The sequence below is a fragment of the Haloarcula sp. S1AR25-4 genome (assembly GCF_031624555.1).
Classification (GTDB): Archaea; Halobacteriota; Halobacteria; order Halobacteriales; family Haloarculaceae; genus Haloarcula; species Haloarcula pellucida.
On sequence record NZ_JAMQOR010000002.1, the window covers coordinates 729,142 to 755,116 of the forward strand.

At 65.7% G+C, this 25,975-nt stretch carries 28 protein-coding genes; 11 read left to right on the forward strand and 17 right to left on the reverse strand.

Features of this window, described 5'->3' with window-relative positions; translation table 11 throughout:
• Window positions 1-12: 12 nt before the first annotated feature.
• The 11 genes from NDI85_RS12370 to ahaH form a co-directional block, all read right to left on the reverse strand.
• Window positions 13-405: a DUF6276 family protein gene (locus NDI85_RS12370; RefSeq protein WP_188996030.1), complete on the reverse strand. Its 393-nt coding sequence runs from the start codon at window positions 403-405 to the stop codon at window positions 13-15.
• A 55-nt stretch (window positions 406-460) separates the two neighbouring features.
• Entirely contained in the window at window positions 461-1,153 is a 693-nt protein-coding gene (locus tag NDI85_RS12375; RefSeq protein WP_188996028.1) for a V-type ATP synthase subunit D, read from the reverse strand.
• 261 nt (window positions 1,154-1,414) lie between these two features.
• On the reverse strand, window positions 1,415-2,170 hold the full coding sequence (locus tag NDI85_RS12380) for a bacteriorhodopsin (RefSeq protein WP_166966599.1): 756 nt from the start codon (window positions 2,168-2,170) through the stop codon (window positions 1,415-1,417).
• Between the two features lie 172 nt (window positions 2,171-2,342).
• A complete protein-coding gene (locus NDI85_RS12385; protein WP_188996024.1) occupies window positions 2,343-3,755 on the reverse strand; it encodes an ATP synthase subunit B in 1,413 nt (470 codons plus the stop codon).
• 2 nt (window positions 3,756-3,757) lie between these two features.
• A complete protein-coding gene (locus NDI85_RS12390; RefSeq protein WP_188996022.1) occupies window positions 3,758-5,518 on the reverse strand; it encodes an ATP synthase subunit A in 1,761 nt (586 codons plus the stop codon).
• Between the two features lie 2 nt (window positions 5,519-5,520).
• Complete coding sequence (locus tag NDI85_RS12395) at window positions 5,521-5,844, reverse strand: V-type ATP synthase subunit F (protein ID WP_188996019.1); 324 nt, start codon at window positions 5,842-5,844, stop codon at window positions 5,521-5,523.
• Window positions 5,841-6,917: a V-type ATP synthase subunit C gene (locus tag NDI85_RS12400; protein ID WP_188996018.1), complete on the reverse strand. Its 1,077-nt coding sequence runs from the start codon at window positions 6,915-6,917 to the stop codon at window positions 5,841-5,843. Before NDI85_RS12400 ends, NDI85_RS12395 begins: the two co-directional genes overlap by 4 nt.
• Window positions 6,914-7,495, reverse strand: a complete 582-nt coding sequence (locus NDI85_RS12405) for a V-type ATP synthase subunit E (protein ID WP_310915945.1) — start codon at window positions 7,493-7,495, stop codon at window positions 6,914-6,916. Before NDI85_RS12405 ends, NDI85_RS12400 begins: the two co-directional genes overlap by 4 nt.
• Before the next feature lie 22 nt (window positions 7,496-7,517).
• Window positions 7,518-7,784, reverse strand: a complete 267-nt coding sequence (locus NDI85_RS12410) for a F0F1 ATP synthase subunit C (RefSeq protein ID WP_188996014.1) — start codon at window positions 7,782-7,784, stop codon at window positions 7,518-7,520.
• Between the two features lie 232 nt (window positions 7,785-8,016).
• Window positions 8,017-10,263 carry a V-type ATP synthase subunit I gene (locus tag NDI85_RS12415; protein ID WP_188996012.1) on the reverse strand — a complete coding sequence of 749 codons (2,247 nt, stop codon included), beginning with the start codon at window positions 10,261-10,263 and terminating at the stop codon, window positions 8,017-8,019.
• Window positions 10,250-10,582, reverse strand: a complete 333-nt coding sequence (ahaH, locus tag NDI85_RS12420; RefSeq protein ID WP_188996010.1) for an ATP synthase archaeal subunit H — start codon at window positions 10,580-10,582, stop codon at window positions 10,250-10,252. The genes NDI85_RS12415 and ahaH overlap by 14 nt, the downstream gene beginning before the upstream one ends.
• 155 nt (window positions 10,583-10,737) lie before the next feature.
• Between ahaH and NDI85_RS12425 the strand changes: the two genes are divergently transcribed.
• Window positions 10,738-11,358 carry a methyltransferase domain-containing protein gene (locus NDI85_RS12425; RefSeq protein ID WP_310915946.1) on the forward strand — a complete coding sequence of 207 codons (621 nt, stop codon included), beginning with the start codon at window positions 10,738-10,740 and terminating at the stop codon, window positions 11,356-11,358.
• Between the two features lie 100 nt (window positions 11,359-11,458).
• Here NDI85_RS12425 and NDI85_RS12430 read toward each other — a convergent pair whose 3' ends face one another.
• Window positions 11,459-12,703, reverse strand: a complete 1,245-nt coding sequence (locus NDI85_RS12430; RefSeq protein WP_188996006.1) for a hypothetical protein — start codon at window positions 12,701-12,703, stop codon at window positions 11,459-11,461.
• Between the two features lie 154 nt (window positions 12,704-12,857).
• Here NDI85_RS12430 and NDI85_RS12435 point away from each other — a divergent pair, with 154 nt between their 5' ends.
• The 7 genes from NDI85_RS12435 to NDI85_RS12465 all read left to right on the forward strand — a co-directional run bounded on the left by NDI85_RS12435 (window position 12,858) and on the right by NDI85_RS12465 (window position 19,474).
• The gene (locus NDI85_RS12435) at window positions 12,858-14,012 is read left to right on the forward strand and encodes a hypothetical protein (protein ID WP_188996004.1); all 1,155 of its coding nucleotides are present in this window, start codon (window positions 12,858-12,860) and stop codon (window positions 14,010-14,012) included.
• 71 nt (window positions 14,013-14,083) lie between these two features.
• Window positions 14,084-14,875 (forward strand): electron transfer flavoprotein subunit beta/FixA family protein, encoded by a 792-nt coding sequence (locus NDI85_RS12440; RefSeq protein ID WP_310915947.1) that lies wholly within the window; start codon window positions 14,084-14,086, stop codon window positions 14,873-14,875.
• Complete coding sequence (locus NDI85_RS12445) at window positions 14,875-15,828, forward strand: electron transfer flavoprotein subunit alpha/FixB family protein (RefSeq protein WP_188996000.1); 954 nt, start codon at window positions 14,875-14,877, stop codon at window positions 15,826-15,828. Before NDI85_RS12440 ends, NDI85_RS12445 begins: the two co-directional genes overlap by 1 nt.
• A 922-nt stretch (window positions 15,829-16,750) precedes the next feature.
• A complete protein-coding gene (locus NDI85_RS12450) occupies window positions 16,751-17,593 on the forward strand; it encodes a polyprenyl synthetase family protein (protein ID WP_166966630.1) in 843 nt (280 codons plus the stop codon).
• A 293-nt stretch (window positions 17,594-17,886) separates the two neighbouring features.
• A complete protein-coding gene (locus NDI85_RS12455) occupies window positions 17,887-18,450 on the forward strand; it encodes an AAA family ATPase (RefSeq protein WP_188995996.1) in 564 nt (187 codons plus the stop codon).
• Window positions 18,447-18,863, forward strand: a complete 417-nt coding sequence (locus NDI85_RS12460; RefSeq protein ID WP_188995994.1) for an RNA-binding domain-containing protein — start codon at window positions 18,447-18,449, stop codon at window positions 18,861-18,863. Before NDI85_RS12455 ends, NDI85_RS12460 begins: the two co-directional genes overlap by 4 nt.
• Entirely contained in the window at window positions 18,860-19,474 is a 615-nt protein-coding gene (locus tag NDI85_RS12465; protein WP_310915948.1) for an HAD family hydrolase, read from the forward strand. The genes NDI85_RS12460 and NDI85_RS12465 overlap by 4 nt, the downstream gene beginning before the upstream one ends.
• Here the strand turns inward: NDI85_RS12465 and NDI85_RS12470 are convergent.
• The gene (locus tag NDI85_RS12470) at window positions 19,471-20,526 is read right to left on the reverse strand and encodes a molybdopterin-dependent oxidoreductase (protein ID WP_310915949.1); all 1,056 of its coding nucleotides are present in this window, start codon (window positions 20,524-20,526) and stop codon (window positions 19,471-19,473) included. The genes NDI85_RS12465 and NDI85_RS12470 overlap by 4 nt on opposite strands.
• A 162-nt stretch (window positions 20,527-20,688) precedes the next feature.
• Between NDI85_RS12470 and NDI85_RS12475 the strand changes: the two genes are divergently transcribed.
• A complete protein-coding gene (locus tag NDI85_RS12475; RefSeq protein WP_310915950.1) occupies window positions 20,689-20,907 on the forward strand; it encodes a hypothetical protein in 219 nt (72 codons plus the stop codon).
• 30 nt (window positions 20,908-20,937) lie between these two features.
• Here NDI85_RS12475 and NDI85_RS12480 read toward each other — a convergent pair whose 3' ends face one another.
• Complete coding sequence (locus NDI85_RS12480) at window positions 20,938-21,903, reverse strand: lamin tail domain-containing protein (RefSeq protein WP_310915951.1); 966 nt, start codon at window positions 21,901-21,903, stop codon at window positions 20,938-20,940.
• Between the two features lie 75 nt (window positions 21,904-21,978).
• Here NDI85_RS12480 and NDI85_RS12485 point away from each other — a divergent pair, with 75 nt between their 5' ends.
• Together NDI85_RS12485 and NDI85_RS12490 are read left to right on the forward strand one after the other, a co-directional pair.
• Window positions 21,979-22,872, forward strand: a complete 894-nt coding sequence (locus NDI85_RS12485) for a CBS domain-containing protein (protein WP_188995984.1) — start codon at window positions 21,979-21,981, stop codon at window positions 22,870-22,872.
• 60 nt (window positions 22,873-22,932) lie between these two features.
• A complete protein-coding gene (locus NDI85_RS12490; protein ID WP_188995982.1) occupies window positions 22,933-23,667 on the forward strand; it encodes a GNAT family N-acetyltransferase in 735 nt (244 codons plus the stop codon).
• Here NDI85_RS12490 and NDI85_RS12495 read toward each other — a convergent pair.
• Genes NDI85_RS12495 through NDI85_RS12505 form a run of 3 tightly spaced genes read right to left on the reverse strand, consistent with a single transcriptional unit; the run spans window position 23,664 to window position 25,914 of the window.
• Window positions 23,664-24,710, reverse strand: a complete 1,047-nt coding sequence (locus NDI85_RS12495; protein WP_310915952.1) for a nucleoside recognition protein — start codon at window positions 24,708-24,710, stop codon at window positions 23,664-23,666. The genes NDI85_RS12490 and NDI85_RS12495 overlap by 4 nt on opposite strands.
• Before the next feature lie 60 nt (window positions 24,711-24,770).
• Window positions 24,771-25,292: a magnesium transporter gene (locus NDI85_RS12500; protein WP_396275526.1), complete on the reverse strand. Its 522-nt coding sequence runs from the start codon at window positions 25,290-25,292 to the stop codon at window positions 24,771-24,773.
• A gap of 43 nt (window positions 25,293-25,335) precedes the next feature.
• Window positions 25,336-25,914 carry a magnesium transporter gene (locus tag NDI85_RS12505; protein WP_166966652.1) on the reverse strand — a complete coding sequence of 193 codons (579 nt, stop codon included), beginning with the start codon at window positions 25,912-25,914 and terminating at the stop codon, window positions 25,336-25,338.
• Window positions 25,915-25,975: the final 61 nt, after the last annotated feature.

Genomic DNA, 25,975 nt, shown 5'->3' on the forward strand with positions numbered 1-25,975 from the left:
GTGAGGAGACTGTCAGAGGAGCTGTTCGAGTTGGTGGCGGCGGCGCGCGAGGTCGACGTGCGCGTCGTCGCCGTAGCTCTCGGCCAGTCGGTCGACGACCAGCAGCGGGTCCGTCCCGGCCCGTTCGACGCGTTCGAGCAACGCCGTTATCTCCTGTCGATGCAACGCCAGCGAGTCCAGCAGACCGAGCAACAGCACCATCGGCACGGCGGCCGCGGCGTCGCTGGGCATCGCGTCGTCGAGGACCGTCAGATCGGGGGTCGACTCGGGCGGGGACTCGGTCGGCCCCATCGCTAAACAGGTCCGACAGATGGTCGCACCCGCAGCGCCACCGGGGAGGTACTCGCGGAGTTCGTCGGGAACCGGAACGGCGAGCGTCTCGCCGCCACACTCGGCACAGGACATAGAGAACAGACGGACGGCGTGTGGATAGTCGTACCGGCCGGGAGAGAGCGGCGAGTCAGTCGTCTGCCGCCAGCGGCTCGACTTCCTCGTCTTCGGCTTCCTCGGCGGCGAGTGCGGCTTCCTCTTCCTCTTTCTTTGCCTTGATCTTCTTCATCCGGAAGATCTCCTCGCGCTCTTGCTCTTCGAGTTTCTGCTCGATGTACTCCTTGTTGTCGTGAAGGTCCGGGAGGAGTTTGAACTCCAGCGCGTTGACACGGCGCTTGGTGGTCTCGATCTCTTCGAGCATCTTCTTCATCGCCGTCTCGACCTCGGCCGCGAGGATGATGTTCTCCAGCAGTTCCTCGTAGGCCTCGGCGGCCTCGTCGATGCGGGCGGAGGTCCCCATCACGCCGTACCCGCGTTCGTCGAGGGACTTACGGACGCCCTTCGAGTCGATCTGTGGCACGACGACGCCCATGATGTTCTTCGACTGGGTGGTCAGTTCGGGGTGCTCTTTCAGCGCGGCCGCCGCGCCCCGGACGGCGACGTCACCCTCCATCGCACGGGCCATGTTGATGGCACGCTGTGCGCGGTCGTACGAGTCGTCGAGGTCGTCACGGACGTCCTGTGCCTGGTCGAGGATGTCCATGAACTCCATGATGAGGCCGTCACGCTTCTTCTCCAGCGTGTCGTGCCCACGCTCGGAGAGCTCGATGCGGTCCTCTATCTGCATCAAGTTCTTCCGGGTGGGTTTGACGTCCTTCGCCATTACCGGGCCGTTTCGGGCCGAGCCAGTTAACCGTTTTCAGTCGTCCCGGGCCGACAGCAGTGGCTCCCCGGGGATAGCTGTGAAAACGGGGGTGTGAGCTTTCGACGGACACTGCACAACCACTGTGGTCGATCCACCCCCGAACGACGGCGCGATTCGTCGTGCGGAGGCGGTCGGGCGACGCGTATCGCCACCCCCGCTACCTGCGATGCGGAGTGTCACTCCACTCACAGGGGAGCGGCCTCGTTACGCTCGGCCTCCCTAGTCGTCGGCGGGCGTCGCACCGGTCGGTGCGCGCTCGGCGGCGCCGTCTAGCACGCTGTGGCTCCGCAACAGGATGAACCCGAACCCGACCTTCGCGACGAGGTCGATGACCATGAACCCGGCCGTCTCGATTCCGATGCCGACGAGGCCGAGGCCCTCGGTGCCGATCAGCCACCACACGGGGTATATCAGCCAGACCACGGTCACGAGGTTCCGCAACGTTCGGAACGTACTCTGTGTGTCGCTCGGTAAGTCGCCGACCCGACCGGACAGCGAACTGAACAGGAAATACAGCAACACGAGCAGGAACGCCGTGCTGATACCCCACCAGACCAGCCGTTCGGCGCCGGGCGAGAGCACGCCGCTCCCGGCCGACAGCGTCGCGACGACGCCGGTCCCGATCATCAGCACGTCGAGACTGACCAGCGTCGCGATGGTGTTGCGGTCGGCCCCGGCGAGCAGTCCGAGGTCGTACAGCAACAGCGGTGTCGTGAACAACCAGTCCGTGTACCGTGCCCAGTAGATGGGCGCTTCGGGGTCGTTTGGCAACTCGATTATCGTCAGCCCGAACCCGAGTGCCATCGCGAGGTAGTTGACGAACGCTATCGCCGTTATCAGTATCGTCGCGATGTAGAACTTCTGTCGTCGGTCGTCGGTCTCACCCCACCCTCGACCGATGAAGTACAGCATGCCGAGGAACATGCCTGCAGTACCGAGCCAGAGCCATACCGATTCGCCTCCTGGTTGTGGCATAATGCAGTTGTAGTTTCGGCTGCACAAGTGAAGTTTAGCGTACCCAAACAGTTAGGCAGAATCCGGCAGATATTACGTCGACCAGCAACCACCCTCGGCAGCCTGTCGACACGGCGGAAAAAACTGTCCGGTCTGGACACGGTACCCGCGACCGTGCCGAGCGGTGACCGGCTCAGTCCGCGGCGACTTCCGCTGTTTCTTCCTCGCGGTAGTGCTCTTCGATTAGCTCCTCGTCGATGCGGTTGAGCGCATCCTTCGGGAGCATCGAGAGCAGGTCCCAGCCGAGTTCGAGCGTCTCGTCGATGTCGCGGTTCTCGTCGAAGCCCTGGTCGACGAACTCGTCCTCGAAGCGGTCTGCGAAGTCGAGGTACTTGTTGTCGAGGTCCGACAGCGCCTCGCGACCGACGATGTTCACGAGGTCGCGCAGGTCCTCACCTTCCGCGTACGCGGCGAAGATCTGGTCTTTGACGTCGGCGTGGTCGGCGCGGGTCAGGCCCTCGCCGATGCCGTCGTCCATCAGCCGCGACAGGCTGGGCAGGACGTTGATCGGCGGCTGGACGCCCTGGCTGTTGAGGTCGCGGTCGATGTAGATCTGGCCCTCCGTGATGTATCCGGTCAGGTCCGGAATCGGGTGGGTGTCGTCGTCGCCGGGCATCGTCAGGATGGGAATCTGGGTGACAGAGCCCTCCCGACCCTCGATACGACCGGCCCGCTCGTAGAGCTGGGCCAGGTCCGTGTACATGTATCCGGGGTAGCCACGTCGGCCGGGGACCTCCTCACGCGCGGCACCGATTTCGCGCAGTGCCTCACAGTAGTTGGTCATGTCCGTCAGGATGACCAGTACGTGGTAGTCCTTCTCGAAGGCCAGGTACTCGGCCGTGGTGAGCGCGAGTCGCGGCGTAATCGTCCGCTCGACGGCCGGGTCGTCCGCGAGGTTCATGAAGACGACAGAGCGTTCCAGCGCACCGGTGCGCTCGAAGTCGTCCATGAACTCGTTGGCCTCCTCGGCCGTGATACCCATCGCGCCGAAGATGACGGCGAACTCGGAGCCGTCCTCGTCGTCGCCCTCTTCCTCTTCAGGCACGCTCGCCTGACGGGCGATCTGGAGTGCGAGGTCGTTGTGGGGCAGCCCCGACGCCGAGAAGATGGGCAGTTTCTGCCCGCGGACGAGCGTGTTCATGCCGTCGATGGCCGACACGCCCGTCTGGATGAACTCCTCGGGGTACTCACGCGAATAGGGGTTGATGGCTGCGCCGACGATGTCCTGCCGTTCGTCGGGGACGATCTCGGGCCCGCCGTCGATAGGCTGGCCGGTCCCGTCCATGACCCGCCCGAGGAGGTCCTCGGTGACGGGCATCTTCATCGTCTCGCCGAGGAAGCGAACGGAGGCGTTGCGGTCGATACCCTCCGTGCCCTCGAACACCTGGATGGCGACGTAGTCGCTCGCGGATTCGAGCACCTGGCCACGGCGGGTCTGGCCGTCGCCGGTCTCGATCTCCACGATCTCGTCGTAGCCGACCGGTTCGTCGGTCTCGACGAAGACCAGCGGTCCGCTGATCTCTGTGATTGTCTGATACTCTTTCATTGTTAGTACATCTCCCGGATCTCGGAGGTGATGTCGTCCTCTAGGTCGTCGATATACTCGTTGTAGTCTTCCTGGACGCCGATACGGTTGAGCCGCGGTGCGGCGTCGATATCGGTGATCTCCTCGACGGGGACGCCGGCTTCGAGCGCGTCGAAGGCCGCGTCGTTGTACGTCTTGATGGCGTCCATGATGCGGTAGGTCTTCTCGGGCTCACAGTAGGTGTCCGTCGGGTGGAACGCGTTCTGCTGGAGCCACGCCTCGCGCAGGTAGCGGGCGATTTCCAGCGTGAGCTGCTGGTCCTCGGGCAGCGCGTCCTTCCCGACGAGCTGGACGATCTCCTGCAGTTCCGCTTCCTCGTCCAGCGTGTCGATGGCCCACTGGCGCGTCTCCGGCCAGTCGTCGCGGACGTTCTCGACGAACCACGGGTCGAGCTGGTCCCGATAGAGGGAGTACGACTCGTTCCAGTTGATAGACGGGAAGTGCCGGCGTTCGGCGAGGTCGGCGTCCAGCGCCCAGAACGTCTTGACGATACGTAGCGTGTTCTGGGTGACCGGTTCCGAGAAGTCCCCGCCCGGCGGGGAGACGGCCCCGATGACCGAGACCGACCCCTCGGTGTCGTTGATGTTCTGGAAGTAGCCGGCGCGCTCGTAGAACTCGCTCAGGCGAGCGGAGAGGTACGCGGGGTACCCCTCCTCACCGGGCATCTCCTCCAGCCGCGAGGAGATCTCACGCATGGCCTCGGCCCACCGGGAGGTGGAGTCGGCCATCAGCGCCACGTCGTACCCCATGTCGCGGAAGTACTCCGCGATGGTGATCCCCGTGTACACGCAGGATTCACGCGCCGCGACGGGCATGTTCGACGTGTTCGCGATGAGGCAGGTGCGGTCCATCAGGGCGTTGCCCGTGATGGGGTCTTCCAGTTCCGGGAAGTCCTCGATGACCTCCGTCATCTCGTTGCCACGCTCGCCACAGCCGACGTAGACGACGATGTCCGCGTCGGCCCATTTGGCGAGCTGGTGCTGGGTGACCGTCTTGCCCGACCCGAACGGACCGGGGATGGCGGCCGTACCGCCCTTCGCGATGGGGAACAGGCCGTCCAGCACGCGCTGCCCGGAGATGAGGGGTTCGGTCGGCGTCTCCTTTTCCTCGGCCGGGCGCTGACTGCGGACCGGCCACTCCTGACGCATCTGGATCTCCTCGCCGTTGTCCAGTTCGACGACCGTCTCCTCGACGGTGAAGTTGCCGGACTCGGCCGAGGTGACTTCGCCGCCCTCGTAGTCGGGCGGGACCATCACTTTGTGGTCGATGCTGGGCGTCTCGGGGACGGTCCCGACGATGTCGCCGGACTCGACCGTGTCGCCGGCCTCGACGGTCGGCTCGAACTCCCAGGTCTTCTCTAAGTCGATACCCGGCGCGTCGACACCACGGTCGAGGTACGCCGAGCCCATCTTCTCTTCGAGGACGTCGAGCGGGCGCTGGACGCCGTCGTAGATGGCGTCGAGCATGCCCGGCCCGAGGTCCACGGAGAGGGGTGCACCGGTCCCTTCGACCGGTTCACCCGGGGAGACGCCGGAGGTCTCCTCGTACACCTGGATGGTGGTGATGTTGCCTTCGATCTCGATGACCTCGCCCATCAACCCTTCCGAACCGACGTAAACGACGTCGTTCATCCGGGCGTCGAGGTCTCGAGCCGTTACGACCGGTCCCGAGACACTTTCGATGATACCGTCCTCGCGGACGTCGGATTCTGTTGCTTGACTCATAGTTAGTCTTCGTCCATCAGGTCGATACCGATGGCTCGTTTGATCTGTTCACGCAGCCCGCCGCTGCCGGTGCCACCGCCGAGTGTCACCAGCACGGGCTCGACACTCGTCTCGGCGTTCTTTCGGACGCCGCGAGAGAGGTGTTCCAGGTCGTCGTCGTGCATCACGACGATGCCGACGTCGTCGTCCGTGAGTATCTCCTCTACGGCGTCGTCCAGATGCTCGTCTTTCTCTTCGGCGGGAACGTCCGCGAACTTGCGGACGCCTGCCAGTCGGAACCCCGTCGTGAACTCCGGGCTCCCGATAACGGCTATCTCCTGGCTCATAGTATCACCAGTTCCTGTTCGATTTCGTCGGGTTCGAGCCCGGCCTCCCGGCCGCGTGCGATGGCACGGATGTTGTCGACCTCTCGCTCCTTCGCGAGGATGTACGACAGCACCGGGCAGACCGACAACGGGTAGCGATTCGAGAGTCGGTCGGCGTACTCCAATAGCGCCGCGTCCAGCGCACGCTCGAACTCGATGAGGTTCTCGGCGTCTTCGAGCGCGCCGAGCGCCTGATCGAGGTCGTCACCGTACGTGCTCTCACGGACGGCGGCGACGAGTCCGTCGAAGTTCGACGCGAGCTGTGCGAGCGACTGTTCGTCGAACAGCTTGCCCCCCTCGATGTAGTACTCGGAGGGGTCGATGTCGGCGCCGCTCCGTGCCAGCCGAAGGGCGTTCCGGAGGTTCCGGAAGTCGACTTCGGCTTCGAGGAACTCGACGTAGAGACCGGTCGGGCTGTCTATCTCCGGGTTGTCCGGAAGCCCGTCCAGCATCATCTCGTAGAAAGCGCGGTCGACGGCGTTTTCCAGTGGCACGAGGACGTTGCTCTCCTCGTACACCTCGTAGGCCTCGGCCAGCGAGTCGCCGAAGATGGTGTCATCGAGTTGCTCGACGACTTCTTCGATGGAGCCGGCGTTCAGCAACTGGTCGATTCGGCGCTCACTGAACTCGCCGGCACGGATGAGGTCGTCTTCGACCTCGGTCGCGTCCGAGTCGGCGTAGAGGCCACGGATGACCGTCTTGACGTTCCAGACGTCGAACTTCCGCAGGTATCGGGCGATGTAGTCGTACAGCGCGCCTTCCGACCAGCGGAGCAGGTCGTCGAAGTGCTTCGCGAGGTTGCGGTTGAGCGCGTACTCGACGAGGTCGACGCCGGAGTACCGCGACCCGAGGGCGTTCATCTCGGACTCGTACTCGGTCTCCTCCATGAATCGGGCGATCTCGCCCGTTCCCATGCGGACCAGTTTGCGGTAGTCGTCGTCGTCGAACAGCGAGGCACGACGGGAGCGAACCCGAGCGATGACGTACTCGTAATTCGAGCTCCGGCCGCGTTTTGCCGTCCCTTGGCTGCTCATTGTGCTTCGAAGAGGCGGTCGCTGATTGCTTTCAGGTTGTCCTCCCAGACGCTCTCCAGCACGGAGTCGAACGTGTTGTTCACACGGACGCGGGAGGCCTCGCTCTCGACAACCACACCGCCGAGACAATCGTATTCCCCGGCGAACTCTGCGTCGTCGTAGTCGGTGAGGATATCCTCGATGAGGTCCTGGTCGTCGGCGCGGCCGTAGACCTGGAGGCTATCGTCGTCGAACTCCTCGACTGCCGCCGAGATGAGCGACCGCGTCAGCTCTTCGCGGCGGTCGCCTTCGAGGTCGGCGATGGCCTGTTCGACGTCCTCGCGGACGTCCTGAAGGACGTCGCGACGGGCGCCGAGTCGGGCCTGCTTGGCCTCGAGCTTCGCCGAGGAGAGACGCTGCTCGCGTTCCTGCTCGATCTCGCGGTCGACTTCTGCCTCGCGCTCCTCTCGGATCTGGTCGGCGTCGGCCTCGGCCTCGGAGATGATCTCCTCGGCACGCTCGTCGGCCGCTTCGCGTATCTCGTCTGCACGCGCGCGGGCCTCGTCTCGGATGTCCTCTACGACTGTATCAAGGCTCATTGTTGGAAAAGGGGGTGGGTGGTTAACCGAGGATGAAGACGACGACCAGCGCGAGGATGACGAGTGTCTCCGGCAGGACCGTCAGGATGAGGCCACGACCGAACATGCTGTCGTCCTCTGCGATGGCACCGACTGCGGCGGCACCGATACCGCGCTCTGCGTATCCGGAGCCCAGCGCGGCCAGCCCGACGGCGAGGGCCGCGGCGGCACCAGCCGGGATGGCCGGTGCGGCGCCGGTGGTACCTTCCTGCAGTACAGCGTTGACAACGAGTGCGATGTTTTCAATCATGTTGTTGAAGTCCTCTCTGAGATTGCTCGTGTCCGAACAGGCGTATGTGACTCCACGTAGTTCATAAAGCTTCCCAAAACACTTCGTCAATAGGCTATTCGGGCGATTTAGCGGCTGTAGACGCGGTGGTTGTGAGCTGGTACCAGCCGTCGCTCGTGTCGAACCGGAGCTATCGCTACCCTCGTGGGAGCTCGTCGTCAAAAAAGGCGTCGTCAGGAACGGTGTCGGCCGCTCAGTCGTCGGTCGTGTAGTTCCGCTCGTAACCGAACGGGCTGTAGGCCTTGCCGCCGCCCTCGAAGAACTTGCCGAAGAACTCGACGTACTCGAGACGCACACCCTGTAGACCCGCGCTGGTGACACCCAGCACGAGGACGAGGACGTGACCCAGCACGAGGACGAGGAGGCCGCCGACGACGCCGGCGATGCCCGAGTGCATCAGGCCGCCGAACATCACTTCGGTGACCTCGTGGCCGTGATAGGTCCCTTCCGCGAGCATATGGGCCGGTGAGTGATTGATACCGAAGTGCCATTCGGCACCGTGCCCCGTCTCGACGACGTACACGCCGAAGAACAGCAGGTTGACCACGAAGGCCATCCCGGCCTTCGCGAGCAACACTGCGGCGAGTCGGGTGTACGACAGGACGTTCACGAACACGTTCAGGAACTCGACGACTTCGATGGGGTCGGCGAGTGCCAGCAGCACGAGGCCGGCGAAGAACAGGATCAGCCACGCCGAGAATGGCGCGCCGAGCCCCGGAATCGTGAACAGGTTGATAGCCGGCAGGCCGGCGAACCCGAGCGCGAACGGGTGCCCGGCGAAGATACCCTCCTCTGCGGTGTAGAGGAAGTTCGGTGCGGCGCCGTTGGCGCCGGAGAACACCCACGCCCACAGGCCGAACAGCATCAGGAGCCACGACCCGCTCTCGGTGACGGCGTCCCAGAGCCCGTGGCCGAGGTTCTTCACGAAGTCGAACGTCCAGCCGATAGCGAGATGGAGCATGCCAGCGAGCAGGCTGATGGTCAGCCACGCGATGGCGTAGTCACCGTAGACCGGCTGGAGTCCCTTGTGGATCGGCGGGTTGCCGCCCCAGACGATTTCACCGAGCTGGTGCAAGCCGAAGAACTCGCCGTAGAGGACGCCGAACAGCGCAGTGAACCCGCCGGCCCACATCGCGACGCCGCCGAGACTCTTCAAGACGTCGCTCTCGACGTTCGAGTACAGGAAGTACCCCGCGAGGAAGTACAGCAGACCGTACCCGAGGTCGCCGATCATGAACCCGTAGAACGCCGGGAACGTCAGGAAGAAGACGACCGTCGGGTCGAACTCGCTGTACTTCGGCCGGTTGACGACCTCGACGAGGTCCTCGAACGGTCGGACGACGCCGGGGTTGTCCTGGATGACGGGCGGCTGGTCGTTGTCCATCGTGACCAGTCCGCCGTCGGCGACGGCCTCCTGGGAGGTGTCGCCGGCCTCTGTGATGGTCGCTTCCTCGTCTTCTTCGACCCCACCGTTGCCACCCTCGTGTTCGACCTCCTCGCGGGAGTGGACGTGGCCCTCGTCGTACTCGGCGATTTCGAGCTTCTCGATGTCGACCGCTTCCGAAACGTCGGCCTCGACTGCGCTCTCGAACTCGCTGTAGCGCTCGTTGGGAATCCAGCCCTCGGCGATGAAGGCGTTCTCCGTCGTCGCGAAGGTCAGCGGCGCCTCGGCCTTCTGGACCTCGATGGAGAGCTTCTCTTCTGCGGCCAGTAGGAAGCCCGCGTAGTCGAGTCGAAGGTCGTCGAGTTCGTCCTCGACGGTGCCGAGCTTGGACTCGAGCTTCTGTTTCTGGTGTTGCAGTTCTTCTAAGTACTCCGTCGGGTCACCGTCGCCATCGGGTATCTCGAGTCCCGAGAAGGTCGCGCCGACGAGGGTGTCCTGGAGCGTACTCTCGTCGGTCTGAGCGAAGACGGCGACGACGTCGTCCTCGGACCGGACCTCGAACGTGTCGACGTCGCTGTCCGCGAGCGCGATCTTCACCTCGTCTGCGTCGCCTTCGCCGACGGCGACGGCAAGCGACTCGTAGTCCCGAAGCAAGTCGAGGTCGATGCCGAGCGTGACGAACGGCTCCATCGTACTGATGCGTTCCTCGACGTCCCGGAGGTCGTCGCGGATGTCGTCACGGCGGTCGTCGAGTTCGTTGACCTGCGTCCGGATCTCTTCTAGGTCCTCTTCGAGCGCGTCGTCGGTGACGAGGCGCGTCGGTCCGGCGTCCTCCTCGTCGACGTCGAGGATGGACTGCAGCGACCGGACGGTGACGAGCTGGTCGGAGGCCGAGTCGGCCCCCTTGACGGGGTCACCGGGCTCGAACCCGTCCCAGGACCCGTCGTACTCGGTGACGTGAAGCATATCGAGGTCGTGGACCGCCTCGATGGCCTGCCCCATGACACGCTTCGACCCCGTCACCGAGACGCGGCACATCTTCTCAGGTCTGAGCATGTACCGCCTCCTCGAAGAGGTCTGTGACGTAGTCGACCACCTCGTCTTCGCGACCGGCGGCCTGTTCCTCGAGTTCGGCGCGAGCCTCCTCACCCTCGGCGATGAGTTCCTCGCGTTCGGCCTCGATGTCCTCGCGAGCGTCTTCGAGACGCTCCTCGGCCGTCGCCTCGGCCTCCTGCTCGGCCTCTTCGCGAATTTCGTCGGCCCGTTCTCGGGCCTCTGCGATCCGCTCTTCGCGGTACTCTTCGGCCTCAGCGACGATGTCGTCGGCCTCCTGCTCGGCCTCCTTTATCCGGTCTAGAACTTCTGGCCGTGGCATTCTCTAATCGTGTGCCCGTTGCTAGAGCGGCTATTTGGTAGTTGCGAAGTTTCCGCGCCTGCATGAGAGTTTCTCGCAACCGGCGAATCGGGGCGGCGTGTGGCCCCAGACCGAAATCCGGGGAATTATGACCGCGAACCCCTAACGAGTGGGTAATGGGAGTCCTCGAGAACAAAGCCCGTGCGCGGACGTTCTATAAGTACCTCTCGAAGGTCTACGACACCATCAACCCATTCATCTGGGACGAGCGGATGCGTGACGAGGCCATCGAGATGCTGGACGTAGCCCCAGAGGACCGCGTCCTGGACGTCGGCTGTGGCACCGGTTTCGCCACCGAAGGGCTACTTCAACACGTCGACACCGTGTACGGTCTCGACCAGAGCCCCCACCAGCTCTCGAAAGCCTACCAGAAGTTCGGCAAGCGCGGGAACGTGCGCTTTCACGTGGGCGATGCCGAACGGCTCCCGTTCAAAGACGATACCTTCGACGTCGTCTGGTCGTCGGGCTCTATCGAGTACTGGCCGAATCCCGTCGACGCGCTAGAGGAGTGTCGCCGCATCACGAAACCCGGTGGCACGGTCCTCATCGTCGGGCCGGACTACCCCAACTCCTCGCTCTTCCAGAAGGTGGCCGACGCCATCATGTTGTTCTACGACGAGGCGGAGGCCGACCGGATGTTCGAGGCCGCCGGGTTCGAGCGGTTCGAGCACCACATCCAGCAGTCCCGGCCGGGTAGCCCGCGTGCGATTACCACGATCGCCGACGTACCGGAGTAAGCCGTAGCGACGGCGGTACCGTAGCGGGCGAGGCGAGACACGACCCTCGGTACCACGCCGTGTACCGAGTCGGCATCGGTTCGACGACGCGCGCCGGCGGTTAGCGTTCGGGTACGGTGACCGACGTCCGGGTGCCGTTGGCCGTCGTCACCGTCACCGTGTACTCCCCGCGCGGTTCGACGGTCCAGAGAACGCCGTCGGTCCCACCGGTGCCGACGCGGCGGCCGTCGATGTGGACGGTCGCATCTACCGGAGCGCCGGTCTCGTTGTTCGTGACCTCGACGAACAGGGGACCGGTCGAGTACGCTCGTTGGACCTCCAGACGGAGCGACTCGTTGACCGACTGTCGGGTTTCCGTGGTCTGTACGGTAGCCAACTGTCGGTGCTGGAGTTCGTAGAAGACGTTCGTCGTCCCGCCGTCGAGGTACGCGGTAAGTCGACCGTTGGGGTGGTTCGCGGTCAGTTCGTAGATGCCGGAGGTCCCGTAGTAGGTGAAACTCGGCCGCTGTCGCTCGTAGAGCCAGGTGTACAGTTCCGAGGCGCGGTTGTCAGCCACGTCGAGGCGGTTCGTGTCCCCGGAGGCGCCCTCGGCGAACTGGTCCGGTTGCGTGGGTTGTCGCTCGCTGCCGAGGGACGTCTCACGGACGTACTCGCTGCCGTCGACGGTCGCGAACATGTAGCCTTCCGAGGAGCCCTCGACGTACACGATGCTCGCGTCGCTGGCGCCCGTGACGGTCGCTCGCACCCGCTTGCTGACCGGTCCGTGCAGTAGCTGTAACGCCCCCTCGATGTTTCGCAGACGGGCCTCCATGCCGCTGGTCATCGAGTAGTCGGGTTCGAGTTGCTGGGCCGCCGAGATACGGTCGAGCGTGTCGAGCAGGGCACGTGATTCGGCGTCGACGAGTACGCGGACTCGGAGGAGTTCACGCTCAGAGATCTCGCCCGCCGCGTAGCGGCTGATAGCCGTCTGCTGGCGCTGTCGCAGTTGCGCTGTTCTGCGTTCGGCGGCCGCCAGCGTCCCGCGGACGAGTTGCCGTCGCGCGGCCTCCGAGTCGGCACGGCGGAACCGCTTTTCGAACGTCGACGCTCCGTGTCGTTGGTGTAGCTGTCGGGAGCCGGAGGCGACCGCCGTCCCGACGTCGATACCCGTCTCGTTGAACCCGGTCGCCTGTATCTCGTCGGGTGGAATCGTGAGATGGTTCGTCGTGTTGGCGATAGGCGTTATGCGGGGAGACACGGACGCGTCCGAGACCGACTGCGCCGGTGCCGTGTTCCAGCCAGCAGCGGGGGCTGCCGTCGCACTCGCAAGCAGCAGTGCGACGAGGAGGGCAGGGAGGAGTCGCATCACCACCGGGTTAATGCGGAGAGTACAAAAATCCCCCTATTGCCATAGCGAGGATAGACGGCAGAGAAGGCGCGAAACCTTTCAAAAAGGGAGCTGACGTTTTATTCGCGGATGGAAAGGGTTTTGCCGACGGACTGAGCATCCACGAGTGGAAATGTCCTCGCGGATATCTGCCGCCCTCCTCATCGTCCTCGTCGCGGTGCTGGCGACGGCGTCAGCCGTGGCGACACCGGCCCTGTCGGACGGCGTCGCTGTCGCCCAGACGTCGCCGACCGAGACGCCGACGCCGGTCACCGAGAACACGACGTTCTACCTCCAGTTACAGTCGAACGGTGACGCGCGCTGGACGATTACCGACACGTACGCGCTCGAAGACCGGAACGACACGGAGGCATTCGAAGAACTCGCCAAACGGTACGTCGACGGTGAGGCCGAAACGGGGTGGGAAACGGCGTTCCGAGAGGCCAACGAGGCCGCGACGGCGGCGACGGGCCGCGAGATGAACATCACCGGGATGAACCGGGACTACGTCGTCAACGCGGACAGCGGGACGCTCGTACTCGAGTTCACCTGGCGCAACTTCGCGACGGTCGAAGACGACCGCCTTATCATCGACGACGCGTTCGACACGCCCAGTGGCACGTGGTTCGACAGCCTCACCGCGAACCAGACGCTCGTCATCTCGGCGCCGACGGGCTACGGCGTCCAGAGTTCACCCCCGACGATGGGTGTCCAGAACGGCGAACTCCGGTTCGTCGGCCCCCGAACGTTCGAACCAGGCTACCTCGAAATCGTCTACACGGGTGACCAGGAGACGTCGGCTCCGGGATCCGAGGAGACGCCGAACGGTGAGTTACTCGGCGACCCGCCGCTGTGGATAGGGGCCGTCCTCATGCTGGTCATCGGACTCGTCGTGGCCGTCGGGTACATGAACCGCGACGACGACGACGACGTGCCGGCGGCCGGAGCGACGAACACGACAGGCGGCGATACTGGGGGGCCCGACGCCGAGGTCGCTACCGGGGCGTCCACGAACGGGTCGGCCGACGAGGCGGCGGTCGACGAGGCAGACGAAGCGGAGGTCGACGTCACCCTGTTGAGCGACGAGGAGCGCGTCGAGCGCCTCCTCGAACAGAACGGGGGCCGGATGAAGCAGGCCCGCATCGTCAAGGAGACGGGGTGGTCGAACGCGAAAGTGTCGCAGTTGCTCTCGGCGATGGACGAGGACGACCGCATCGACAAACTCCGCATCGGCCGGGAGAACCTCATCTCCTTCCCCGACGAGGACGTCACCGAGATAGACGAGTAGTCGTCGTAAACCCCACCGTAGTGGTTTCTGGTTCGGAAACGTTTATTCGCTGTCCGACCCCACTGCGTGGTATGAAAATCCTTGTCACGGTGAAGGAGGTGGCCCACGTCGACGACGAGTTCGAGATAGACGGACTCGGTATCGACGACCGGTACGTCACGTACGACCTCAACGAGTGGGACGACTACGCCGTCGAGGCGGCCGTCCAGATACAGGAGGCCGGCGACGACGTCGAAGTCGTGGCCGTGACTATCGGTGATGCAGACACCGAGGACACGATTCGGCAGGCGCTGGCGAAGGGTGCGGACCGCGCGATTCGGATCTGGGACGACGCACTCGCCGACGCGGGACTGCTAGACCCCGAGACGAAGGCGCGGCTTATCGCCGCCGTCGCCGCCGAGGAGGACCCCGACCTCGTGCTCACCGGCGTGCAGTCGGCCGACGACGGGTTCGGTGCGACCGGCGTCACGCTCGCCGAACACCTCGGCTTCGAGTGGGGGGCCGTCGTCAACGCTCTCGACCTCGACTGGGAGGCGGGGGTCGCACACGTCCACCGCGAACTGGAGGGCAGCGTCGAGGAACTGACCGACGTGGAACTGCCCGCGGTGTTGACGATACAGACCGGCATCAACGAGCCACGGTACGCCAGCCTTCGGGGCATCCGACAGGCCCAGAGCAAGGAACTGGCCGAGTACTCCCTCTCGGACCTCGACCTGACGCCGGCGGACGTCGAGAGCTCGCTGGAGCAGACGGACCTCTACGAACCCGAGAGCGAGAGCGAGGCGACGGTGTTCGAGGGCAGTGCCGAGGAGACGGCCAGCGAGTTGGCTGGTCTGCTCCGTGAGAAGGGGGTGGGTAGCTGATGACGGTCCTCACCGTCGCGGAACACCGCCGGGGCGAACTGCGCGACGTGAGTCTGGAACTGCTGACCGCGGGCCGCGAACTGGCCGACGCGACCGGCGGCGAACTGCACACCGCCGTCATCGGTGGCGACGTCGAGGCGTTCGCCGAGCGACTGAACCGCGTGGGCGTCGACGCGATACACACCGTCGACGAGGGCGAGGAGTTCAACCACGACGTGTACACACAGGTCGTGACCCAACTGGTCGAGGCCGTCGACCCCGACCTGCTCGTCATGCCGAACAGCGTCAACGGCCTCGACTACGCGCCCGCGGTCGCGAGCAGACTGGACTGGCCGCTGGTGACGGACGTGGTCGATCTCGGCTACGACGACGAACTCACCGCGACCCGTGAGCTGTACGGGTCGAAAGTCGAGACGACCATCGACGTCCACGCCGACCGCGCGGCGGTGACGGTCCGGCCCGCCGAGTGGCCGGTCGCCGAGGGGAGCGGCGACGCCACCGTCGAATCGTTCGACGCCGACATCGACGAGTCGGCGGTCAGGTCGACGGTCACCGGATTCGAAGAGGTCGGCGGCGGCGACGTGGACATCACGGACGCCGACGTCCTCGTCTCGGTGGGCCGCGGTATCGAAGAGGAGGAGAACCTCGACATGATATTCGACCTCGCAGAGACGCTTGATGCGACGGTGTCTGCCTCCCGACCGCTCATCGACAACAACTGGCTGGAAAAAGACCGGCAGGTCGGCCAGTCAGGGTCGGTCGTCACGCCCGACGTGTACATCGCCATCGGCATCTCCGGAGCGGTCCAGCACGTCGCCGGCATGAAAGGCAGCGATACCATCGTCGCCATCAACACCGACCCCAACGCGCCCATCTTCGACATCGCCGACTACGGCATCCAGGACGACCTGTTCGACGTCGTGCCCGCACTCATCGAAGAGTTCGGTGGGTAGCGATTCGGGCGTCTCGACAGAGTCTCGTCGGTGGGTTTCTTGCTGTTAGCAGCCTATCGCCGAGGTCGTCATCGAACCCAGCACACAGCAGTCACGTCAATCGAGCGAGCGAGACAACTGCCCAGTCGAGTGTGGAACGCCAGAACGGTCTGCCGTGATCGATGACGCGTAGGGACATACTGGAGAGAGCGCGGTCCTCTCAGATAGTTCGCCTACTCGAACGCCCACTCCGTTTCGATTACTGGCGGGTTCTCACCGATCTAAGTACAACTCCAACAACAAAGCCAAGACAACCGAACAAGACGCCCCACGAGAAAATGAGAAATAGCAATTGTGACAAGAATTGAAATCGTTCTAAAAGTGTGTAGCCTGAGTATTGGGAGACATCAACTATTGCTGTCGAGAAGAAGGCCATAACCGAGCCTACCAGTCCGGTAAGGAGACCTCCGTGAAAGTACGCTACTCCCGCTGCTAACGAGATCGCAAGTATTGTCGTAACTGTTGGGGGCACCGGCCCTCCTCGGGGAGCGAAGGAGCTTGTACCGAAGCTGTTCAAAGAGTATCCAAACCCAAGAGCGAACGCGATAACAGCTGAATAGGTTAATTGAAGCGCTGGATTAGATTCTTTCTTTCCAAGTAACATGCGAAGCATACTGATGTTCATGAATTGTCATGAAATGTGAAATGCTGTATTTCTTCTGACTATATTTCGAGAGTCTGAGTACTTATCTCAGATCGAAGAGTTGCTTCCGGATTGCTACTGATTGTAGTCGGTCGCTCTCGACGGCCCCGGTGTTTGAGGGCCGCCCGGACGAGATCGACCGCAGACGGCCGTCCAAGGTCGACGCTGGGCGGGTACTGCGAACACGACACCGGAAGCGGGTCGTCAGGTACTTTTCCGGGTGGTTCTAACTGGTACATAATGGAGTATCTCGAGCGGCGTCGTGACCGCGTCGAGGAGCGACTGGAAGCGGTTCTGGACGGCATCGAGCCAGAAGAACTCGCCGACGAGGTCCGTCACGTCGCGCTCTCGGGTGGGAAACGCGTTCGACCGACAGTGACGGTGCTCGTCTGCGAGGCACTGGGTGGGGAACCGGCCGACGCCGTCGACTTCGCCGTCGGCATCGAACTCGTCCACAACGCCTCGCTGGTCATCGACGACATCATCGACGAGTCCGAGTTGCGCCGCGGGACCCCGGCGGCGTGGGCGGAGTTCGGCCACGGCCCGGCCATCATCGCCTCAGACGGCCTGCTGGGGGAAGCGTTCGCCCTCTTTTCGGCCGACGGACGGGCGATGCAGACCGTCTCAGAGGCGATGGTCGAACTCGGCGAGGGCGAGGCGACGGAACTGGTCGCCCAGCCCACGAACGAGGAGGAGTACATGCAACTGGCCCGCCGTAAGACGGGCGCGCTGTTTCGGGCCGCTGCGGAACTGGGCGCTATCGCCGCCGACGCCGACGGCTACACCGTCGAGGCGGTGGGCGAGTACGCCGAACGAGTCGGCGTGGCCTTCCAGATGCGTGACGACGTCTTAGACGCCACCGCCGACGCCGAGACGCTGGGCAAACCAACGGGCCACGACGCCGAGATGGAGCGCCCGTCGCTGGTCGAGGTGACCGAACTGACCACCGAGGAGGCAAACGACCGTGCCCGCGCGGAGTCCGACGCGGCGCTTGACGCCCTCTCGACAGTGAACGCCCCGGACTCCCAGTCGATGGAATACCTGCGCGACCTAGCGGAGTTCGTCGTCGTCCGCGAGCGGTGAGGAGCAGTACCCGACGACTACCGCTTCGAGACAGCGGCTGGCATCGCGTCGCTTGATACTCCCGAGAGCCAGAAAGCCCCGGGTGCCGGCACTCCCACGTCTCGTCGTCGCCGAAAATCGGCGATCGTCGTGCTGAGGAGAGCGCGCCGCGCTCCCGGACCACGACGACGCACGCGAGCGAACGGCGCGCTCTGGGGGTTGCTGGCAGTGCTGGTCGCAGCGGTCCCACGAACCAGCAAGCGACGACACCGAGAACAGCAGGTCTTTAGCCCGCTGTCGACAAACCGAGGGCAATGACAGTCATCGGTATCGTCGGACTACCCGGCAGTGGGAAGAGCGAGGCGGCCAACGTCGCCGCCGACATGGGGGTGCCGGTCGTGACGATGGGCGACGTCATCCGCGAGGAGTGCCGCGACCGAGGGCTAGACCCCGCGACCCACCACGGCGACGTCGCGACGGCCCTGCGCGAGGAGAACGGGCCGGGCGCCATCGCCGAGCGGTCGCTGCCGGTCATCGAACGCGAACGCACCGACGGCGACACCGTTCTCGTCGACGGCATCCGCTCGGACGTGGAAGTCGAGGCGTTCCGCGACGCCTTCGGCGGGGACTTCTTGCTCGTGAAAGTGGACGCTCCCTTCGAACTGCGCGCGGAGCGACTGGACCTGCGCGGCCGTGACGCCGGCCGCGAGGACGGCGGCGAGTCCCTCGAAGACCGGGACGAACGCGAACTGGGCTTTGGCATGGGCGAGGCCATGGAGATGGCCGACCTCGAACTCGACAACACCGAGTCGCTGGCGGCCTTCCAGCGGAAAGTACGCACACTGCTGCGGGAGGGTCCGGAGGCGATCCAGTCGTGAGCGCAGTGTACAGCGTCGACGTCCGCATCACCGCACCGGTCAACGACACCGAGGTGACCGACCGCGTGGCCGACGCGATTCGGAATCTGTTCCCCGAGGCCGACCCCGACCACCGCGAGGGCGAACTCGTCGCGGAGGTACACACGATGGAGGGGTTCTCCGAGGAACTCCACCGCGCGGAGATTCTCGACACAGCGCGCTCGGTCTTTTTCGACTCGCTCTCGGGGGAGACCTTCGCCTTCGACCTGAAGAAACAGGCGGCCTTCGAGGGCCGGGTCAACTTCGCCGTCGGCGACCCCTCGGAACTGGGCGACATCCACGTCGAGGTGACCGTCCGTGAACCGGACGCCGAAAGCTACATCGACTACGTCGCGCCGCCGACGGAGGACGGTCGGCCCGTCGATCAGGGATGACGACAGCCCTCTGTTTCGACCTCGACGGGACGCTGGTCCACTATACGCGACCGTACGGCGAGGTGGTGGAATCGACCTTCGCCGCCCACGGTATCGCCCTCGACGATGGCCTCGAAGCCGTCGGGCGGTCGGCCTACCAGCGCGCCTTCGACGCGCTCGAACCGGACCCCCACCGGACGGCGATGGCAGCCGTCGTCGCGGAGGCGGGCATCGACGCCGACCCCGACGCGATGGTCGAGACGCTACGGGAAAACGACTACGCGGCGACCGAGGTCCCCGACGCCGCTCGGAGCAGTCTCGAAGGCCTCGCCGAGGACAACGAACTCGCCGTCATCACGAACGGCGTCCGCGAGTGGCAGATCGGGAAACTCGACCACCACGACCTGACCGACCTGTTCGACGTCGTCGTCGCCTCCTACGAGGCCGGCGCGCACAAGCCCGATGCGGCCCCGTTCGACCTCCTGCGTGAGCGCCTGCCCGCCGACGAGTACGTCATGGTCGGCGACGAGTACGAAGCCGACGTAGAGGGCGGGCGAGCCGCCGGGTTCGTCCCCATCCACTACGAGGCGGAGGGGCCGGACCTCTGGGCGACCATCGGGGCGCTGCTCTAGAGTCCGCTGACGAATATCGCCAGCCACTCGCCGAGTTCCCGCCGGCGGGTCACCCGAACCTCCTCGACCCACTTCACCCACTGGAACCCCCGGCGCCCCGGCGCGACGAGTCGGAGCGGGAAGCCGTGGCCGTGCGAGAGCCGCTCGCCGTCCACGTGCGTCGCAAGCAGGGCGCCGCGGGCCGCTTCGAGTGGGAGGCTCCAGCGGTAGCCAGTCACCGAGCGGAACTGCACCCACCTCGCGGCGTCGTCGACGTCGGCCGCGTCCAGCAGGGCACCGACGCCGACGCCCCGCCACTCGTGGCCGGAGTACCACCCGCTCGTACAGTCCAGAACCGCGTCCTCGCTCGTGCCGGTCGGAACGTCGTCGAGCGTGTACGTCCGCTCGCTCTCGACCCGGCCCGTCACCGTCAGTCGCCAGTCGCCAGCGTCGACGGGGTCCGGGTCGTCGGCGACCCAACTGGTCACCGGGAACCGGTTACCCGCGTCGGACCCCTCCTCGCGGGACCCGGTGTAGCGCCGGTCGGCGCCCGCCGTATCGAGCGCGTCGTTGACCTGCCCCTGGAGCCGCCAGACCAGCGCGCCCGCCGTCACGAGGCCGGCGTAGCGGATGGCGTCGCGCCGCCCGCGGCGCGTCACGCTCGACGGCGAGTGGAAGCGATAGCGCAGGTGTGCGAGCAGGAGCGGCGGGACGAGGAGACCGAGACCGACGTGGAGGTGAAACAGACCCCACGGTCCCAGATCGAGCGACCCGCCGAATATCCACCAGACGCCGGTCGCGAGCGCCGCCGCCGCGTCGACGGCCAGCAGGAGCGAGAAGAGCCGTCGCCCCGTCAGGCGGTCGGGCGCGACCCGCCGGCGGACCCGCCACAGTTTCACCGGGAGCAGGCAGACGAGGACGACCCCCGCGATAGCGTGGAGGTCGACGACCCACGCCGTGCTCGGGGTGCCGGTGAACATCGTCGCCACGCCCGTCGTCAGCAGGACGACGACGGACGCGAACAGCCCCCAGTCGACCGCTCGCGGCGACGGGGCGTACCGGCGGGCGTCCATACACCCGTGTTGGCCCTCGACGCGCTTATATTGCCGGTCGGTACCGCCGTCGGCGAGTGGGGACGGCGGGAAGGGGCCTCTTACTGCGACTGTGTGACTGTGTGCCCCGTAGACAGGGGTCTCGCGCGGCTTAACCGCCTTCAGCGCCGAACTAGATCCACGATGAAGACACTGCAAACACGACTGCTCGGCGGGCACGTACTCGCCCTGATGACGCTGGTAGCGGCCGATATCGCGGGGTCGACCCCGCTCGTGACCGCCGCGTTCGCCGCGGCGTTCCTCACCCTCGCGGCGCTGTTCGCCGCGATGGCCGGGACGCTGGTCGGCGGCGTCACGGACCGGCCGATGTCGCCGCTGGCGACGAGACGCCCCGGGCAGTAGCGAGACGCACAGCCACGAGACTGACCGCTTTCAGTACGAGCGTTCGAGGACGATCCGACCGTCGGCGTCCCGGACGACGACCGTATCGCCGCCGTTGTTCCAGACCGCACCCGTCCGGTCCCAGTAGCGGTCGCGCCGGGTGTCGGTGCCGCTCCCCGTGTGGATGGTGACGTTCTCCCCGGCCCCGAGCGTGTAGTTCCGGAAGGTGTAGACGTGGCCGGCCTCGTCCGCGACGGTCCATCCCGTGAGGGACAGCGGGGCGTCGCCGCGGTTCGCGAGGACGACGTACTCGTCGTTCAGGTTCTCGTTGTCGTTGCCGTCGGCGTCGGCGTGGATATCGGTGACGGCCAGTCCCGACTCACTCGCGGTGACCGTCGGCGTCGTCCGGTCGACGGCGGCGGGGTCGACACAGCCCCAGAGACCGCTCCGGGCCTCGCGAGCGGCTGATTCGGCCGCGAGGAAGCGGTCTTTCCGGGAGAAGGGACTCTCGTCGTAGACGCGGGCGCGACCGGTGGCGACGAGACGGTAGTTGAACAGTCGGTCGTCGACGACGACGTACGCTAGCAGTCGGTCGTAGTACCCCCGCCTGTCGGTGTCGGGGTCGAACGCGAGACCGACCGTCTCGCCCAGCAGGCGCTCTTTCGCGAAGTTCGAGGCGGCGACGCCCGCATCGCGGAGGCAACTGGCCCCGGCCTCGGTGTCGGGCACGCCCTCGAACTCCGGGGGGTCGTTCTCGGCGGTGACCTCTGGCGTGTCGACGCCGACCAACCGCACGGTGTCTCTGGTTCCGTTGGCGTACTCGATGCGGATGGTGTCGCCGTCGACGACGGCGGTGACCGACACGTCGGTCGTCGTCTCGGGGAGTGGCCCGGCGTTCGGGACGCCCACGGCGGTCGAATCGGGAGTCCTCGCGGAGTCCGCAGGCACACCGAACCCAGTACACCCGGCGAGGACGACCAGCAACGCGACCACGACACCGGACGGGACTCGTCGCATCGTCGGAGCGACGCGTGCCACGACCACAAGTCTGCCGGGCGGAGTTTATGGTCCTGTACTGAGAGGTCTCGAACGATGCTCGTCCCACTGCCCGTCAGGGAGGTCATGCAGTCACCGGCACGGACTATCGACCCGGACAAGTCCGTCGTGGAAGCCGCGCGACGCCTGCGTGACGAAGGTATCGGCTCGCTCGTCGTCGAGCGAGACGGCGACTGCGTCGGCATCATCACCGAGAGCGATGTCGTCGCCGTCACCGCCGAGGAGGGTGACACCCGCGCGCTGACCGTCGGCGACGTGATGGCAACCGCGCTGGTCACCATCGGCCCCGACGCCGACATCGAGGCGGCGGTCGAACGCCTCCGCACACACGGTGTCAAGAAACTCCCCGTCGTCGAGGACGGCGAACTCGTCGGCATCGTCACGACGACGGACATCTCCCGGTACGTCCCACACCTCGCACACCCGAAACCGTCGCGAGAGGTGAAGCCGGAGCGCAGACGGTTCACCCGGCCGGACACGCTGTACGAGAACGACGACTGGGAGTTCGAGAGCTACGGCACCGCCGACGGCATCGACGTCGGCGACCACGTCCGCTTCTCGAAGACCCTCTCGGAGGTAGACGTCGAGCGGTTCGCGGAGGTCAGCGGCGACACCAACCGCCTCCACCTCGACGACGCGTTCGCCGAAGCGGGTCGGTTCGGCCGCCGCATCGTCCACGGGACGCTCGTCTCCGGCATCATCAGCGCCGCCCTCGCCCGCCTTCCGGGCATGACAATCTACCTCTCGCAAGAACTCAGCTACCGCGGCCCCGTCGACATCGGCGAGCGGGTCACGGCCCACTGCGAGGTGGTCGAGCAGTTGCAGGCGAACCGCTTCCGACTCGCGACGGCCGTCGACGACGCCGACGGCGACTGCGTCGTGGAAGGCGACGCCGTCGTCATCTCGGACCCCATCCCAGAGACCGGGTGAGTGTGCGTGTCGTGTTAACTGGTAGCAATCGTTAAGCACGCGCCGGTACGTGTCATACGTATGGAGGCATTCGAACGGCCGACGTTCGAGACGAGTGCGGCCAGAACGGTGTATCAGTACGTCGAGCGACACGGGACGGCGGCCCGGCACCGGGCGCGGACGGCGACCGAGTTGGACAGCGAGACGTTCGACGAGGCGCTAGAACACCTGCTCTCGAAGGGGTACCTGAAAGACGACGGCGGGACGCTGGCGCTGGCGCTGGACGTCGGCTCCGTCGAAACGCACCAGAACGACGGTATCAGCTACGTGATCCGACCCGCCCAACCGGACGACTTCGAGGGACTGGTCGAGGCCATCCGCGACGTCTCCGCCGAGAGCACCTACGTCGTCGCCGAGAGCGTCGCCGAGCAGTTGCTGTACGAAGACGCCGTCACCCGGCACAACACCGTCCAGTCCCGCGTGTTCTTCGTCGCCACCGTCGACGACGAGGTGGTCGGCTGGTGTCACCTCGACCTGCCGCAACTGGACAAACTCCGGGAGACGGCCCAGTTGACCGTCGGCGTCGTCGAGGACCACCGCGACCACGGCATCGGCAGCCAACTCATGGAGCGTGGAATGGAGTGGGCGCGGGCCAACGGCTACCGGAAACTGTACAACAGCGTCCCGGCCGTCTCCGAGAACGCGCTCTCGTTCCTCGAAGCCCACGGCTGGCACACCGAGGGCATCCGCCGGAACCACTACACCGTCGGCGACGAGGAAGTGGACGAAGTGATGATGGCCTACACGTTCGACTAGGCCAGCAAGAGGACCAGCGCGAGCGCGATCCAGACGATTTTCAGCCCCGTGTTGACGGCGATGACCTTCGAGCCGAACTCCCGGCCCCAGATGCCGTACTGGAACGGGATAGAGCGCTTGAACGTCGAGACGGCGAAGGAGACGATGCCGCCGACGAGCATCGTCGCCACGGCCGTTCGAGCGGTGAAGGTCCCGTTTTCGATCAGCGGTGCGATGACGACGGCCCCCGACGTCGTATCGAGGGCGAAGGCCGCGACGACGGGCACCGCCGCGCCCGGCAGGCCGAGCAGTCCGGTCAGGTCGCTGGCGGCACCGACGACGCTCGCCCCGCCCGCTCCGAACAGCGCGAGCAGTTCCTCGGAGTAGGCCACGAGCAGGGAGACGACGACGTAGATGGCGGCCAGTCGCGGCAGGATGTCCCGGACCTTCGCGACCGTCTCACCGTAGGCCTCGCGGACCTTCGCCTCGCGAGTCTTCGGGCCGTCCGCCGTGTCGTCGCCGTCCCGCCCGCCGTCCGGACTCGCTTCGTGGTCGGCCGGGACCCCGGCCGCGTCGACGTTCGACTCGTCCAGCAGGAGCGCCCCCGCCGCGATGCCGGTCAGCGTGATAGCCAGCGCCACGAGGCCCCGCGTGGTAACGTAGAGGACGCCGACACGCGCGCCGAGAATCGGAATCAAAATGGGCGCATAGAAGGTGACGATGTGCTGGGCGAACCCGAAGAAGGTGTTGATGGTGACGGCGACGAGCGTCGCGCGGTCGTCGAGTACGCCAGACTCCCGGAAGTCCGCGAGCATGCCGTACCCGGCGGTGGGCGAGGCCGTCGTCGTCAGGATGGCCGCCCCCACCTCGTCCGGGAGGTTCGCCGGGCCGGTCAGGTACCGCGAGACGGTCGCTATCTTGTCGACGAGGCCGAACGCCACCGCGAGGTTCGCGAGGAACACGCCCAGCGAGAGGAAGACGGTGATGCGCACCACTCGCTCTGCGACGTCGGCCAGCAGGCCCGCGGCCGGGTGTGTCAGCAGGTCGGCGACGAGCGACAGCACGGGTGGCAATCGGGTCGAAGGTGGCAAAGGTCCGTCGGTCGGGGCAGAGAACGACGGCGCTCAGGTCACTAACAGTCGCACGACGCCGAACAGCACCAGCACGCCGAGTACGTCACAGACGTTCGTCACGACGGGGATGACCACGTCGTCCGGGTCCAGTTCGAACCGGTAGGCCGCGTACGTCGTCAGCGTGGTGACGGCGATAGCCAGCACCGCCAGCGTGACGCCGCTTGCGAGTGCGATGGTCACGACCGACACCAACGAGAGACGGGTCCCGCCGAGCGCGCTCTGTAAGCCCCACGCGCCAGCGCCGACCAGCGGGAAGACGGTGACTGCCAGTGCCACGGTGGCGACGGCGTTGCCCGCCAGTCGGTCGTCCGTCGGGTCGAACGACAACAGGCCGAGGTGAAAGGCCGTCGACAGTCGGGCCGCGAGGATACTCCCGAGGTTCCCGGCCATCCCTATCGTGACGGGGACGAGGACGAGCAACGACGGGTATCGCAACAGCACCGACTCGAAGGTGTCGAGGACGAGGCCGCTCCCGAGTTCGATGGCGGTCAGGACGATCAGCACCGGGAACATACGGCGGACGATGCCCCTGACTCGCCACTCCGACCCCGCCACGTCAGGCACCCCCCAGCGCGAGGACGAACCGAGTCGCCGCCAGCAGCGTCGCGATACCGACGACGTCGCCGGTCGTCGTCACGACCGGCCCGGCCAGCGTGTCCGGGTTCAGGCCCCGCCGATAGCCGACGAAGACGACGGAGACGACGGCGATAGTGAGGAGAACGCCGGAGACGAAACCGGCCACCAGCGCGATGCCCACGAGGGTCATCAGCGGGGCCGACGGGCGGCCGAGCGCCACCAGCAAGGCGACGGCCAGCACCGCCGCCACGCCGCTGACGAGGACGCCGTTCGCCAGTGCCGCCGCCACCGCCGCGTTCACGCGCTCGTCGGCCAGCGAGAAGCGGGGCTCGACTAACCCCTGATGTAGCGCAGAGCCGAGTCGTGCGCCGAGCGATCCGTAGACGTTCCCCCGTGTCGCCAGCAGCGCCGGCACGAGGACGAGCAACCCCGCGACCCGTTCCAGTTCCGCGTCCATCCCCCCGAGGACGACGCCCGCGAACAGCCCCCCCGCCGCGCTGAGCAGCAACACCGGGATCGACTCCCGATAGGCTTCGATAGCGACCTCGCGGACGGTCATAGTAGGGTTCAACCGGCCCCACTCGCAAAAAGAACGGTGTTCGCGGTTGGGCGGTCCACGG